At 58.3% G+C, this 15,170-nt stretch carries 13 protein-coding genes; 4 read left to right on the forward strand and 9 right to left on the reverse strand.

The genetic code is table 11. The annotated features are described in order from the left end of the window. Positions 1–145: 145 nt before the first annotated feature. Positions 146–2,251: an EAL domain-containing protein gene (locus A6U87_RS14510; RefSeq protein ID WP_244499497.1), complete on the reverse strand. Its 2,106-nt coding sequence runs from the start codon at positions 2,249–2,251 to the stop codon at positions 146–148. A 352-nt stretch (positions 2,252–2,603) separates the two neighbouring features. Here A6U87_RS14510 and A6U87_RS14515 point away from each other — a divergent pair, with 352 nt between their 5' ends. Both A6U87_RS14515 and A6U87_RS30585 read left to right on the forward strand, forming a co-directional pair. Beyond that, positions 2,604–2,987, forward strand: coding sequence for a DUF1214 domain-containing protein (locus tag A6U87_RS14515; protein WP_065691950.1), 384 nt, complete (start codon positions 2,604–2,606; stop codon positions 2,985–2,987). Between the two features lie 69 nt (positions 2,988–3,056). Then, positions 3,057–3,182, forward strand: coding sequence for a hypothetical protein (locus A6U87_RS30585; protein WP_275078407.1), 126 nt, complete (start codon positions 3,057–3,059; stop codon positions 3,180–3,182). 60 nt (positions 3,183–3,242) lie between these two features. Here the strand turns inward: A6U87_RS30585 and fhuB are convergent, their stop codons facing one another. From fhuB to A6U87_RS14550, 7 genes are all read right to left on the reverse strand, one after another. Beyond that, positions 3,243–5,210: a Fe(3+)-hydroxamate ABC transporter permease FhuB gene (gene fhuB, locus A6U87_RS14520; RefSeq protein WP_065691951.1), complete on the reverse strand. Its 1,968-nt coding sequence runs from the start codon at positions 5,208–5,210 to the stop codon at positions 3,243–3,245. Further along, entirely contained in the window at positions 5,207–6,088 is an 882-nt protein-coding gene (locus A6U87_RS14525) for an ABC transporter substrate-binding protein (RefSeq protein WP_065691952.1), read from the reverse strand. The genes fhuB and A6U87_RS14525 overlap by 4 nt, the downstream gene beginning before the upstream one ends. A gap of 13 nt (positions 6,089–6,101) precedes the next feature. Beyond that, positions 6,102–6,887 (reverse strand): ABC transporter ATP-binding protein, encoded by a 786-nt coding sequence (locus tag A6U87_RS14530; RefSeq protein WP_065691953.1) that lies wholly within the window; start codon positions 6,885–6,887, stop codon positions 6,102–6,104. A gap of 73 nt (positions 6,888–6,960) precedes the next feature. After that, positions 6,961–7,839: an alpha/beta hydrolase gene (locus A6U87_RS14535; protein ID WP_065691954.1), complete on the reverse strand. Its 879-nt coding sequence runs from the start codon at positions 7,837–7,839 to the stop codon at positions 6,961–6,963. Between the two features lie 41 nt (positions 7,840–7,880). Beyond that, a complete protein-coding gene (locus tag A6U87_RS14540) occupies positions 7,881–10,001 on the reverse strand; it encodes a TonB-dependent siderophore receptor (protein WP_065691955.1) in 2,121 nt (706 codons plus the stop codon). Positions 10,002–10,439: 438 nt separating this feature from the next. After that, positions 10,440–11,438, reverse strand: coding sequence for an ABC transporter permease (locus tag A6U87_RS14545; protein ID WP_065691956.1), 999 nt, complete (start codon positions 11,436–11,438; stop codon positions 10,440–10,442). A gap of 34 nt (positions 11,439–11,472) precedes the next feature. Beyond that, entirely contained in the window at positions 11,473–12,297 is an 825-nt protein-coding gene (locus A6U87_RS14550) for an ATP-binding cassette domain-containing protein (protein ID WP_244499498.1), read from the reverse strand. A gap of 131 nt (positions 12,298–12,428) precedes the next feature. Here A6U87_RS14550 and A6U87_RS14555 point away from each other — a divergent pair, with 131 nt between their 5' ends. Together A6U87_RS14555 and A6U87_RS14560 are read left to right on the forward strand one after the other, a co-directional pair. Further along, positions 12,429–13,409 carry an NAD(P)-dependent oxidoreductase gene (locus A6U87_RS14555; protein ID WP_065691957.1) on the forward strand — a complete coding sequence of 327 codons (981 nt, stop codon included), beginning with the start codon at positions 12,429–12,431 and terminating at the stop codon, positions 13,407–13,409. A gap of 47 nt (positions 13,410–13,456) precedes the next feature. Further along, a complete protein-coding gene (locus tag A6U87_RS14560; RefSeq protein WP_065692230.1) occupies positions 13,457–14,446 on the forward strand; it encodes a substrate-binding domain-containing protein in 990 nt (329 codons plus the stop codon). A 184-nt stretch (positions 14,447–14,630) separates the two neighbouring features. Here the strand turns inward: A6U87_RS14560 and A6U87_RS14565 are convergent, their stop codons facing one another. Next, on the reverse strand, positions 14,631–15,089 hold the full coding sequence (locus A6U87_RS14565; protein WP_141683953.1) for a DUF6634 family protein: 459 nt from the start codon (positions 15,087–15,089) through the stop codon (positions 14,631–14,633). Between the last annotated feature and the right edge of the window lie 81 nt (positions 15,090–15,170).

The raw sequence follows: 15,170 nt of genomic DNA on the forward strand, positions 1-15,170 counted from the left end.
GTCCGGCGGTCTTTCTCGTGTGACCCGCTGCCATGTGGCGCTAGTTAAGCAAGAAATGATGCCGGGAGGCGGCGGCACGAACGTCCGGCCAACGATGGTTACCTCTCCAATCTCTGAACCGTAATCCGTGTTTGCAGCCAAAAAACTACGCTGCCTCGCCAAACACATGCTCCGAGTTCCAACCGGCAATAAACAACGACAGCTCGCCCGCAGCAACCGGCTTGCTGAAATAGAACCCCTGGACCTCGTGGCAACCCTGTTGCCGCAGGAAGGCTGCCTGCTCGATAGTTTCGACACCTTCGGCAGTGGTTACCATGTTCAGGCTCTGCCCAAGACCAATGACGGATTTGACAATCGCTGCCGATTTTTCCGTGTTGCTCAAGTCACCAATGAAGGATTTGTCGATTTTGATCTTATCAAAGGGGAACGAGTTCAGATATCCGAGCGACGAGTATCCGGTTCCGAAATCGTCCATGGCGACTTTCACTCCTAGCGATTTCAGACCGCTGAGAATCTCCAGGGCCGCAGTCGCGTCGTTGATCAGAACGCTTTCGGTGATCTCCAATTCAAGACGCGCTGGGTCGAGCCCTGTCCTCGCAAGGATTTGACGAACTGTCTCGACGAGTTCCCGATTTCGAAACTGAACGGGAGAAAGGTTGACGGCCACCCGGAGCCGCTCCCATTCTAGCGCCTGAGAGCACGCTGTTTCGAGGACCCACTCACCGATTGCGACAATCTGGCCAGTCTCCTCGGCCAATGGGATGAAATCCGCGGGAGAAACCAAGCCCCGCACTGGATGGCGCCACCTGACAAGAGCCTCGACAGCCGCGATATTTCGCGTATCCAGCTCGATGAGCGGCTGGTAGTGCAGTTCGAGCTCCCCTTTCAGAACCGCTTGACGCAGATCGTACTCCAGCACTCGGCGTTCCTGAAGCTCGGCGTCCATCTGAGCTTCAAAAATCCGGTAAGTTGCTCGCCCCCCTTGCTTCGCGCGATAAAGTGCGATGTCCGAGCTCTTCAGCAGCCGCTCCGGGTCACTTTCGGTGTTGGCCAAGGCGATGCCGATGCTGACGCCGATGTGGAGGTTTTGACCGTCAACTATGAACGGCGTGCGAACGCTTTCGATTATCTTTTGACTGAGTTCTTCGGCGTCACGCGGTTGGTTTGTGCCGATCTGAATAACAGCAAACTCATCCCCACCCAGGCGAGCAACCGTGTCGTTGTAGTTGACGCACTTCATCAGGCGTTCGCTGACTTGTTGTAGCAACTGGTCTCCAGCTGCGTGCCCCAGGCTGTCGTTGACCTCTTTGAAGTTGTCGAGATCAAGGCAGATCACCGAGACTGCCGACGATGGTATTGCACTTGCCAAAGCAAGATCTAGCCGCTCGCGGAACAATACCCGGTTTGGGAGACCGGTAAGCGCATCATGATGAGCAAGATGAGTCACACGCGTCGCGGATGCCTCAAGAGCGATAGTCGACCTGCGGGCGTTCCTAACAACAAGAACTGAAAACGCAGCCAGAATAATGAGTGCGAATGCAAGCGGGGGAACGATAAAGTTTAGAAGTTGATCGCCGGGCTTCGGAGGTGACCAGGATATCGCCCCCAGATACATCCGGTTCTGAGTCATCAACGGAATGGACGCTTCCTTTCCGGGCTGACTATCAAGGGTAATGTTGAGATCGGTCAGCAGATAGTCGTGCCCCATCTGATCCAGAAACTTCTGATCCAGCCGCTTGGCGAAAACAAGCATTGTCAGCTCACTCGCCTTTACCGTCGCGCGATCGACTGATGGTGGAACAATGCCATTTGCGGCGACCACGTAGATATCATCGCCAGACTTGATCAGACTGGTCGTCGGATTGGGTTGTATGGACGCCACATGCAGGAGGTCGCGCAGGCCACGTGGCATCAGGGCCAAGGCATCGACCTTGGTCGGAACACCGTCGATTAGACTGTAGATGGTTCTGTCGCTCGGACCGACCACGAAGACCATCTCATAACCAAGATCGTTGTAAATATTTGCCGCGATGTTTCCATCTGTAACTGCCCAGCCCAGATCGATGCCCCCGTTGAGGTGTTCATAAACGTCCGGCCGGATTGTATAATCTCTCAGATTGCGGCCAACCTCGCGTGCCTTCACTTGGAGTGCAGTTGTCGCGAGCCTCGTCGAGGCTTCGATCTCCAACTGGTTCTGTTGCCGAGCAGATAGAGAAAGGAACCCGATAACAACGGCGATCATGACCAGCATGAGACCAGCCATCGGATATACGATGCGCCTTGTGAACTGCTGACTGGAGAAACGAGCCGAACTGGACGTAAAACTGCGCATATCATCCTCGCTAAGGTTGCGGGAAAGCTACAGTTGCAACAACAAACGACAGGTTAAATCTAACTGCGCTGTTTAAATACAGTTAATAGAAATGTTAAAACTTGTAGCTATATTTCGGACTGGCCTCCCTCCTGAAACGGCACGGTCGACATCGAGCAGTCTGACCCCGTTCCCGACGAATTCGCATCTTGCTGCCGAGCCCTACAGTCAGCTTGACGCCCGTCAGAGCTTCTTTACCGCCTAGTCTACCAGTCCCGGCATGGCGTTAAGTATGGAGAACGTCGGCGCCAAGTATCGGGAGGCCTACAAGGACGCGGACGGCGAGTATCTTTCGGGCGACGTGTCATATCGCCTCCATCTGCAGAAGGACATTCCTGCTCATATCTTGTCGGTGACGGTCTACGATCCCATCACGAGCGCGGGCCTCGACAATGGCCAGCCGTTCCCGTCGTTGAACACCATGGACAAGCCCGTGCAGAATGCGGACGGCACCACGGATATCTACGTCGGGCCGAAATCACCCGGCGCGGACAAGAACTGGCTGGCGACGATCCGGGAAAGGGCTTCTTCGCCAGCCTGCGCCTTTACGGCCTGCTTCGGCATTCTTCGAGAAGACCTGGAAACCCGACGACATCGTCAAGATCAAGTGAGGTAACGTCGTGAGATCGATATTTCTTCTTGTAGCGGGGATGGTCGCCTTTGGCGCGGCGGAGGCGGTTTCGAGATGATGACGCCGATCCCTCCGGAGATCACCACGCCAGATCGCCTCGATACCCGTATTGGCAATCTCGATTTCAACGATGGCGTGGGCCACGGCAGAAACCGCGCAGAAGGTCTGGGACCAGCTTGATTTCAGCGGTGGAATCGAGGCGTTTCTCAATGGCATCCCCGGTGCCTCGATGGAACCTGTTTAGGCCTTCTTCCGCATCATTAACATCAAAAACGGCGCGCCGATCATTGCTGAAACGAGGCCAGCCGGGATCTGATAGGGAGACACGATCGTGCGCCCCAGGAAATCGGCTGCCACCATGAGCGCTCCGCCGATCAGCGCCGCACCAACCATCTGCGGCAATGCGCGTGTCAAGCCTGCTTCCCGTGCCAGATGCGGTCCCATCAGGCCAACGAATGAAAGCGGACCGACAGTGAGCGTCGCCGCGCCGGTCAGCAGACCCGCCAATCCAAAGAGAATCAGCCTTGATTTAGCCAATGATACGCCGACAGCGGATGTCGGTGACGGCCCGAGTGGGAGGATATCGAGCCAGCGTCGGGTGGCAAAGGCAATGGCCATCAAGACTGTACCGATAGCTACTTCCATCAAGGCAGTCGGCCCGTCGACGAGATAGGTTGAGCCGCTCATCCAGCGCATGAGCAGAGCTGCCCTCGGATCTCCCGTGGAACTCAGCACACCGACGACTGCGTCGACCATCGCGCTCAGCGCAATGCCGGCAAGCAAGACGCGCTCGGGAGAAAAGCCGGATCGCCGCGAGCTTAGGAAAATGACGACAAGCACACCGACTGCACCGGTAACGGCAAAGCTAAACTGACCGAAGAAACCCGGCGCAATCGCAAACAAACCGATAGCGACACCGAATGTCGATCCCGCACTGATGCCGAGGACTTCGGGGCTCGACATCTCGTTTCCGGTGAGCCGCTGGAGGATCGAACCCGCGACCGCAAGCATTGCACCTGAGGCCAAGGCGGCAAAAATCTTCGGCGCACGAATGGCGAGGATGTCTAATGACATATCACCGGAGAGAATCGAAAGGCTGCCATCGATGCCGCGTCCGACGAAAATGCTGATCCCTACGGACAGAAGAAGTCCGACTGCGACGAAGGCGATCGATCTCGCGGCGCCCGATCGTCGTGGCCCATGCCAGACTGATGATTGTTGTATCCGATGACGGATTTTCAGTCGGGGCAGCAGCGCCAGCAGGAGGGGTGATCCGAAGATCGCGGTCACTGCCCCGGTTGGCAGGAAATCCCCAAGTCCACCAGCGACCAGTTGGAGCACAGCATCGGCGCAGAATAGAAGGCTGCCTCCGATGAGGGGAGACCAAAAGATCAGTTGTCCGGGACGCCGCGCACCCGACAGTCGCGATAGCGTTGGCGCGACAAGGCCGATAAAGCTGATGACCCCGATGGCGCTCGTGACGAAGGCAGAAAGGGCCACGGCGCAGGCGATGGCAATGAAACGCAGCCGACCCACTCTGACGCCAAGTGACGCAGAACTGTTGTCACCGAGATCGAGGAGAGACAACGGCCTTACGATCAAGGCGCAAACGACCGTCACCGCTGCCATTTTCCAGAGCAACGACAGAGGTATGACCCAGCTCTGCTGCGACAGGGACCCGCTTCCCCAGATGAACAGGCTCGCGAGATAGCGCTGGTTGAGATAGGTCAGGATGGCGGAGAGGCCGCCGCACCATAGGCTGAGCACCAGTCCGGATAGCACCAGCGAATAGGGCGAAAACCCACGCCGCGCACCAAGGCTGAGAACAATCGCCGCGGCAGCCGCGCTCCCCGCCAGGGCAACGAGATCGCGACCGGTTCCAAGCAGTCCAGGAAGAAAGAGTGACGCCACCACCAAGGCGAGGTTTGCGCCCGCTGACACGCCGAGCGTCGTCGGATCGGCAAGCGGATTGCGCAAGACCTGTTGGAACAGAGCACCCGCCAAGGCAAGCGCTGCGCCTGCGAGGATCGCTGTCGCCAGCCGCGGCAGCGTCGAATAGTAGAGTACCAGCCGTGTTGCATCGTAGCCTGCCTCTGAAGGGAACCTCAACGAGGGAGTGACAAGCAACAGCGATGCGCCGCCTCCGACGATGAGAAACATGGCGACGACCAGCGCCGGCCCGAGGACGTCTCGGCGAGAGATGATCATGCGTCGCGCTCCAGGAGATCAGTCAGAAGACCCGCAAACCGGATGGCCTCGTTCACCATTCCGAACATCAGGGCTGCGGGCAGGATCGATAAGTGTCCAGGGCGTGAAAACGGGAGCCTGTTCCAGAGAGGGCTTTCAGCAAGCTTGGGAAGAACGTCTGGCGGAACGGGATCGAAAGCCACCAGGCGCGCATTCGGGTCCGTGATCTTGGACAGATCTTCGATACCAATGGTTTCGAAACCCCAATAATTCGATTCCCTCGTCCATGCGTTGTTGACGCCAAGCCGCTCGAACACACCATGAAACAGGCCGGGATTCGAATAGATGCGGACGTGGCGTGCATCCATGAAGTTCACCAAGGCGATCGGCGGTATGTCTTTTCCCGCCAGTCGCTGGCGGCAACCATCAAAGAAGGCTTCGGATTGCTGCAGGAATTCCTCGGCTTCCTTCTCCCGTCCTATTTCTACCGATAGCTTGCGTGTTGCAGCGATTGCCGACTGAAGAAGAGGTCCACTGTCGGGCGTGAATACCTCCAGACGGACAATCCTGCCATAGGGCTTCAGCCTGGGCAGCAGCTCGTCGAGATAGGGCGTCGTCAAAATGATGTCGGGTTTCAGCTGGAGCAGGACTTCGAAGTTCACCTCGAAGGAACTGCCGATATCGACGACGGTATCGGGCATTGCCGGCTCGACCACCCACCGACCCCAGTCCGCGAGATCGGAAATGCCGACGGGCGGCAATCCGAGGGAAAGAAGCGTGGATGACAGGCCATAGTCTAGGCTGACGATTCGTTGGCCAGGCGCCTGAGCGAATAGCGGCGTGGGGATAACCGCCATTGCCGTCGCATACTGCAGAAAGGCCCTTCGCGAGACGAACATTGGCTCTCTCGGCTTAGCAGGCATAGGCGAGGGGGTGGTTCAAATTGGGCGCGGAGATAACGTTCATGTCGATCCCATAAATGTCGTGCAAAGTGTCAGGCACGAGTATTGTGGCCGGCGTGCCGCTGGCAACGACCTGACCGCGGTTCAGTGCGTGGATCCGATCGCAGAAGCGTGCCGCCATGTTGATATCGTGAAGGACGATCACCACGCTCCTGCCGCCTTCATGTGCCAACCGACGAACGAGGGAAAGCACCTCAATCTGGTGGGCGACATCGAGTGCGGCGGTGGGTTCGTCGAGTAACAGACAGCGGGCATCCTGAGCGACCAGCATCGCAATCCAGGCGCGTTGCCGCTCGCCGCCGGACAGCGTACCAACCACGCGATCCGCGAGCATTTCTATGTGTGTTGCCGCAAGGGCTGCATCGACCTTGTGCCTGTCGGTCTCGGAAAAACGACCGAGCGCGCCATGCCATGGATAGCGCCCGCAACCGACAAGTTCGCGAACCGTCATCTCCAGGCCCGTGCCGAGATCTTGTGGCAAATAGGCGACCGCTCGCGCGAAGTCGCGGTCGCCATAATCTCTGAGTTCACGGTCGCCGCAGACGACGGCTCCTGATGTGGGCGAGAGTTGGCGCGCAAGGATCTTTAACAGACTCGACTTGCCCGATCCGTTGTGGCCAACCAGGGCCACCACTTCGCCTGCCGGGAATTCGAGACTGACATTGGACAGGATCGTGTTGCCCTGGATCGAAAGCCCAACGCTGCTGACTTCAAAGGCTTTTGTCGCTTCGGACATCTCTTGCTCGGGCTTTGGCGCGGTCAAAGTGTTTCCTTTAGATTTGGACGTCGGCTATCGGGTCCGGAGGTGGTCAGCGGCCCGCGCCAGCCGTTTCAAACGCAATACCCACGGCGCGATTGACGGCTGGTCCGAGCACGGACATGTGAGTCTGTCCTGCAAAGAGCTCGAATTGCGTGCGAATGCCGGTCGCAGGATCATGCAGCCGATCTGCCATTTCCTGCGCCAATGCAACGGTGCGTTCGATCTTCCTTTTCTCGCTACGGGATGCAGCATCCTCGTTGCGATATTGGAAGGGAGCAAGCTCGTCGCCTTCATACTCGCCGGCTGACAGATGAAGAAAGACCGCGGAGCCAGTAATCGGTTGCCGGCGCGCCTCATTGTTCAGGATTTCGCTTTCCTCCCAGTAGATTGTCGGACTGGCGGCAATCCAGTTGGTGAAAAGCGCCGGGCGTTCGAAGAGAGCATAAAGCGTAAAAAGCCCGCCGAAAGAATGCCCGAACAGCGATCGGCGCGTTGGATCGATCCGCGTCATTGCGTCAAGCCGTGGAAAGAGCCGGTACTCGATAAAGTCGACGAGTTGGCCGGTCCCGCCGATGCGAACTGGAGGCCCGCCCTCGAAATAGGGCGGATAGGATTTGATCGGCGGCGGTCCAAGGTCCCAAGCCCTGCGGAAGGCATCATAGGGTTCGTCGGTGGGATAACCGATCGCGGCAACGACACCCCAGTCGACGTTGGTTCCAGTCGGATAGGGTGCTTGTGTCACGGTGCTGGCAAAAGCAAAAGGGAATGTCGCATTGCCGTCGGTCGTGACCAAAAGAGGCCAGCCGCCGGCGGGCGGCTCTCCTTTTGGTATGAAGAGCAGGATGCGATAGGGCTCACCTCCATCCATCGGTTCCAGTTCAAATTGAACTGTTCCCGGCAAGGCGCAAGCTTCTTCAGTCGTGTTCATCGCTTTTCGCCCCATCGATCGGCAAGTGGCTGCAAGGCTCGTTACCACTTGTACTTCAGCGCGCCCATGACCGTGCGACCCTGGCCGGTATAGCAATAGCCATCGGTGCAGACCTGCTCGCGCCGGTCCGCGAGGTTGGTCGCGCTTACCGAAAGCGACAGCCCCTTAAGATCGGGGGACTGGACGCCAAAATCATAGGACACGACCGCATCGAAGTAGGCGGCGCCGGGGTTCCTTGCGGTGTTCGCATCGCTGGTGAAGGAGTTGCTCATCGCGCGAATGCCGCCACCGAAGCTGAGCCCAGGTATGGCAGAGGTCTCCGGCATCTCATAGTTCACCCACAACGAGGCGACATGGCGTGGTACCGTCGAGGGCGCATTTCCGATCAATGTCGGGTCGTTATTGCCGGTGATTTCGGCATGGGCATAGGTGTAGGCGGCAATCAGGCTGATGCCGTTGTCGAACTGGGTGCGTCCTTCAAGCTCGAATCCCGTGTAGGTGTTCTCCCCTGAATTCTCGGAAAACAGGAAGCTTGAGTCATATTGGGGCTTGCCCGTTTCGACCAACCGATAGACGGCACCGGTTAGAGAATAGTTCTCACCTTCGGGCTGGTACTTCACGCCAGCTTCGATCTGGCGTCCTTTGGTCGGATCCAGAACCGAACCGTTTTCTGCAAGCGCAGTCGATGGGACGAACGAAGTACCGTAGCTGACATAAGGTGCGATGCCGTTGTCGAACAGATAGAGCAGCCCCACTTGGCCGGAAAGGACGCCATCATCCTTCACGCTGGTCGAGCCGCCGGTACCCTTTGCGGTGGATTCCTGGTGTGCCCAGTCATAGCGAAGGCCGGCAACGGCGCGCCAATTGCCAAGTTCCATCTGATCCTGGGCATAGATGCCGGTCTGGTTAAGACTGCTGCCCGTGAAGTAGGTGAGCGCGGGAACCGGAACGCTGGCGCCGGGCGTATTGGCCGCGACGCTGCTGCTACCCATGGCGAAGTCGGACGAGACCCAGGTGTAGTCAAGGCCCGTGAGCACCGTGTGGGAGACGTCGCCGGTATCGAACTCACCCTCGAGCTGGTTGTCGATCTGATAGCTGCGCATGTCCTCCGTCACTGCCGTGGTCGGCCAGCTGCCGTCTGCGTTGACGTTGACGCGGTCGAGGTAATGCGCCTTCAGATCCGATTCGCCTGCGCGGGCATTCTGGCGGAAGGTCAGGCCGTTGTCGAACTTGTGCTCCAGCTGATAGCCGAGCTGATATTGCTCGACTTTCTGGCTGTTGAAGTCCGGGTCGGTGTAGAGGAAGACGTCATCGCCCTGCAGGTAGCTCCAGGCGCTTGCAGCTGTCTCGCTCTTCTGCGCCAATCCATAGACGGTGAAGGTTGTGTTCTCGTCCGGCTTCCAGGTGGCGGACGGCTGCAGGAGATAGCGGTCGTCGGCGATGTCGTAGCTTCCTTCGCCTTCACGGGCCAACCCGACCAGACGATAGTTGATCTCGTCGTTGATCGGCCCGCCAAAATCGAAAGCAGCCTGCTTGCGGCCAATGGTGCCGTATTGCAGTTCGACCTCGTGATGTTCTTCCTCGAGCGGCATCTTTGAGATGCGGTTCACAATACCGGCGGCGCTCGCCGCACCGTACATCACCGATACCGGACCCTTCAGGACTTCGATGCGATCCAGCGTGTAGACTTCCGTCATGAACGAGCCGTAGTTCATGATCGGCTGGCGCAGACCATCGCGGAAGTCGCCGGTGGTCGTTGTCTCGATACCTCGGATGTAGATCTGGTCGAATCTCGGGTCGTAACCGAAGGCGCCGGTGGTGACGCCCGAGGCGTAGCGGGCCGCCTGGATCATGTCGGTGACGGCGCGCTCGTCCATTTCCGCGCGGGTAACAACAGATATGGCGCGCGGAATCTCGACCAGAGGCGTATCAGTCTTTGTGGCCGATACCGTGAGTCGGGGAACGACCGTTGCGTTGTCCTCGCTGATCGACTGGGGATTCGAGTTTTCGCTGCTGACGGTGATTTTCTCCAGTTCCGTGCTGTTGCTGTCCTGAGCAACGGCTGTGCCCGCGTTCAGTACGGTTGCAGCGACGGATGCAACGAGCATCGTGGAGTTTAGAAGGCCGCAATGCTTGCGAGCGTGTTTGAAAGAAAATGACATTGCGTACCCTTCCCCGGCAAGCAGAGGCGCCGGCTGTTCGCTGACGCAAGACTAAAGATTTCAGGGCAGCACGTTGCGCTGCCGAAAGGCATGTCGCCTTCGGGCGCATCAATAAAAACATTACTAAATGAGTCAAGATATTGCGCTTGCCATTGCGACATTCCTCGCTTTTGTCGCTCAAATGTCACAACCTGGTTGCGACGGGCTGGTCGGTGCTCATGGCCTCCAGACGCCTCGACTACGCGGTCTCGCGGGATTTGGAAGGCTAGAGTTACCTAGCGATCTAAGGTTCATATCCCATCAAGACTGGCTGCTGTCGTTGGCCAGACACCGGCAAACCAATCGATCGACGAGCTTGCGAGGGCAGAAAAGGCGGATCAAAATCCTCTGGTGGGACCGATTTTCGGGGTAACCAACTGACCGCCCCATAGCCCGTTACTAATCGCTGCGTCCCAGGTTTCTCAATCGGTCGAATAGAACGGCCAGAACAATCGCCGCGCCGATGAAGGTGCCTTGCCAGAAGGCGTTAATGCCGAGCAGGCCAAGGCTGTTGCGGATGACCTCGATCAAGGCGGCACCAACGATGGCACCAAACGCGGTGCCGACGCCGCCGGCCAGATTGGCGCCACCGATGACAGCTGCGGCGATAACCTGGAGCTCCATGCCGGCCCCAATGTTCGTGGTCACGGCGCCGAGCCAGCCGGTCTGGATGATGCCGGCCACGCCCGCCGAAAGCGCCGAGACCATGTAGACCACGACCTTGATCTTCCTGACGGGGACGCCCGTCAGCGTCGCGGCGTGCTCGTTTCCACCGATGGCGAAGACGTAGCGTCCAAATCGCGTCCAGCGCAGCACAAAGCCGGTCAACAGTGCCAGCGCAGCCATATACAGCACCGGATTGGCGATGCCGAAAAGCCATGCTCCGCCGCCGAGCGCCAGCAGCTTGTCGTGATCCGGTCCAAACTGGAAGACAACGGTGTTGTTCGAGGCGACCATCGCGAGGCTGCGGGCAATGGAGAGCATGCCGAGTGTGACAACGAAGGGCGGGAACCCGAGGTAGGCAATCAAAATACCGTTGAAAGCGCCCACGACCAAGGCTGTGCCGATCGATGCGGCAATGCCCGTTCCGATGCCGTATCCGGCATGCATGGTCACCGCCAGCACCATGCTGCAGAGGCAAAGCACCGAACCGACCGACAGGTCGATGCCTCCGGTGATGATGACCAGCGTCATGCCGAGGGCGATGATTGCGATGAAGGTGACGTTGCGGGTGATATTGTAAAGGTTGGTTGGGGTGGCGAAGGAACTGGTGGCGAAGGACAGGAATATGCAGGCGAGGATGACCGCAATGAGGACCCAGAAGGTCTGGCTCGCAAATACGGACGAGAACCAGCTGCGTTGCTTCTGTGCTATCGTCTGATCGAGGGTTATTGCCATGGTCGACCTTCGCTCACGTTTGGTCCCGGGTTTCTCAGACCTGTTCGATTGCGCCTGTTATGAGGCCCGTGACTTCCTCCGGCGAACTCGCGGCGATCTGCTTGTCGGCAACCTTGCGCCCGCGCCGCATGACGACTACGCGGTCAGCAACCGAGAACACATCAGGCATGCGGTGACTGATCAGAATGACGGCGATGCCGCGATCACGCAGTTGACGGATAAGGGCGAGAACCTCAGCAACCTGACGAACGGAAATGGCGGCTGTCGGCTCGTCCATGAGGACCAGCTTTGCCTCGGCCAGCATGGTGCGGGCGATTGCGACAGCCTGCCGCTGGCCGCCCGACATCTGTTTCACCAGATCGCGTGGCCGCGTCTCGGATTTCAGCTCCTTGAAGATCTCGCCCGCGCGTTTGTACATCGTCTTGTAGTCGAGAATGCGTAACGGGCCGAAACCGCGGCGGATCTCGCGGCCAAGGAATACATTGGCGGCAGCCGTAAGATTGTTGCAGAGAGCCAGGTCCTGGTGGACGATCTCGATGCCCCGCTGCCGGGCGTCCACCGGCCGGTGCATAACGAGGTCCTCACCGTCTAGCCGCATCGTTCCGTGGCTTGGGCGGAAGTTCCCTGCGATCATTTTAACGAGCGTCGATTTGCCGGCGCCGTTGTCGCCCATCAATCCGACGACCTCTCCCGGTTCAAGCGAAAACGAAACGTCATTGACCGCCTGTATGGCGCCGAAATGTTTAGAGATGTTGGCGAGCTCGAGAACTGCCACCAGGCGTCTAGCCTCCCAAAGCGGGCGACCCGTGTGAGCCGCTATTTCGCTCGCCAGTTTCCTCCCCGCGAGCGCTTCCGACATTTACCCAGAACCGTGTGAAACCGTCAATCTGATGTCTCTAATTTAGTGCGTGCGCTACAATTATTGGTTTTGTAGTACAATTTCATTGACGTGCAAAAGTGTCTGTATATTAGCTGTTCATGGAGGAGAGCATGCTGATCCTTGTCACGGGTGCAACGGGCAAGGTCGGGCAGCACTTTATTGCTAGGCTGCTCGACGATCCGCGATTTTCGAAGGCGCGCATTCGCGCGCTTTGTCATAATCGCTTGTGCTTAGAAACCGAGCGCGTCGAAGCCGTACGCGGCTCGATCAGCGATCGCGAAGCGGTGACAAAGGCGCTTGCTGGCGTCACGCATGTCGTGCATCTCGCGACATGCAAGGAAATACCTCAAGATGTCATGGACGTTACCGTCAAGGGATTGTTCTGGCTTCTCGAAGGCTTCAGGACGAGCGCCACCGCGCGACAGTTCATTCTCATCGGCGGCGATGCCGGGATCGGGCATTTTTTCTATCGTCATGAAGCGCCGATCACTGAGGCGACGCCTCACCAGGCATATCCAGGCTGCTATGCGCTGTCGAAGGTGCTGGAAGAGGTAATGCTGGAGCAGTTCCAGATTCAGTATGGCATCAATGGCTGCTGCCTGCGTGCACCCTGGATTATGGAGAAGGACGATTTCAGGTTCACCTTGTCGTTCGGTAACGATGTTTTCGGCGGCCCTGACTGGAAGACGCTCGTTCCGCAGGCGGACGCGGCGCGCTATGCGCGGGATGGGACGATCCCGTTGTTGCGTGACGCCGACGAGAGACCGCTCAAACGCAATATTGTTCACGTCGACGACCTCGTGTCCGCGATCCTGGCCGCGCTCGACAATCCGCGTGCCGAGGGCCAGTTGTTCAACATCTGCATGGACCGCCCTGTCGACTACGGCGAGGTTGCCGCTTACCTGGCGCACACGCGCGGCCTGGCGTCGGTCGACATCCCGAGCCTGTTTCATTCGAATTGGATGGACAACAGCAAGGCGAAGTACCTGCTTGGGTGGCGGCCCGTCTACGATCTGGAAATGCTAATCGACTCGGCCTGGGGGTATATGCGTTCGGAGGAGGATCCTCGCATCGTCTGGTATCCGGGTTGATCATGTGGCGGGCGATGGCGTCCGTCAATTTTCAATGGGAGGAAGCTATGAGGAAAGCATTATTGCTTACCGTTGCGGTGCTGGCGCTGACGGCCGGACAAGCGCTGGCGGCCAAGAAACAGTTGGTCATCGTCGTGAAAGGTCTCGACAACCCGTTCTTCGAGGCGATCAACCAGGGTTGCCAGAAGTGGAACAAGGAGAATCCTGATTCCGAATTCGAGTGCTTCTACACGGGTCCGGCATCGACTTCCGATGAAGCCGGCGAAGCGCAAATCGTTCAGGACGTGCTGGGCAAGGCGGAAACGGCGGCGATCGCCATTTCTCCCTCGAATGCCAAGTTGATCGCTCAGACGCTCAAGACGGCAAGCCCGAAGGTACCTGTCATGACGCTCGACGCCGACCTTGCGGCAGAAGACTCTGCACTGCGCAAGACCTATCTCGGCACCGACAACTATCTGATGGGCGCGCGCATCGGTGAGTACATCAAGAAAGCGAAGCCGAAGGGTGGCAAGATATGCACGATCGAAGGCAACCCTGGCGCCGACAACATTTTGCGTCGTGCTCAGGGGATGCGTGACACCCTGACCGGTCAGAAAGGCCTGACCGAGCTCAAAGGCGAGGGCGGGTGGACGGAAGTTGCCGGTTGCCCGGTCTTCACTAATGACGACGGCGCCAAGGGTGTTCAGGCGATGACTGACATTCTCGCGGCCAACAAGGATCTCGATGCTTTCGGGATTATGGGCGGTTGGCCGCTGTTTGGTGCGCCGCAGCCCTATCGCGATCTGTTCAAGCCGATAGCCGACAAGATCGCCAAGAACGAGTTCGTGATCGGTGCTGCCGACACGATCGGCGATGAAGTCGCGATTGCCAGGGAAGGTCTCGTAACCGCACTTGTCGGGCAGCGGCCGTTCGAAATGGGCTACAAGGCGCCATCAGTGATGATGGATCTGATCGCCGACAAGCCAGTCGACGACCCTGTTTTCACAGGGCTCGACGAGTGCACTAAGGATACCGTCGACACCTGCATCCAGAAATAGTCGAGACGACGGGAACGGTGCACGAAACGTCCGCCGTTTCCAGTCCCACTAGGGCCAAATTCTGGGCACTGAATACCAGCGAACCAGTTGCCAATCACCTGCCCTTGAATGGCGGCAACAATGGCAATAGAGCAATTCGAAGCTTTTGCTGTCGCACTTCAAGCGTCCGAACAAGCGCACTCCTCTAGGGTTGGCGCTCCTGCTCTGCGCGATAGGCACTCACCATGCGGGCAAGCTTTTGCTCGTGAAACGGTTTTTCCGATTGGATGAACGCGATCATTTCTTCGACGTCATTGCCGCCACCTGGCGCATCTCCCAATGGCATGCGGTGCCTCCGGCGCAGCTTCTGCGACCAGTAGCGGATTTCGCGTTCGGCCGGGGGATACCATGTGCCTAGACGATAGAGGCGATTTTCGGTCCTCGCCCACGTAGGGGGATTGCTCGTATCCATCGCAACCAGCGCGGAGGTATGGCCGTGATCGCCGTCCTCGATTTCGGGGTGGCCAATGAACCAACCGTACAACCACGGCTTACTGTCGGAAGGTTGCTCTAGCAGCCATCCTTCCAAGATCGGGGCACCCACCAGTTCCACCTCGGATGGAGTTTCCGTCATTTCCGTAATCCGCCCGTATCGATTGTTCATTTTGTGGCCCCGGCACGGTCAGCCAGCCAGCGGACAAAGATAGCCCAAACTGGCTCGATGACGACGCCACGCAACCGACGC

Source organism: Rhizobium sp. AC44/96 (assembly GCF_001692185.1).
In the GTDB taxonomy this organism is placed as follows: Bacteria; Pseudomonadota; Alphaproteobacteria; order Rhizobiales; family Rhizobiaceae; genus Rhizobium.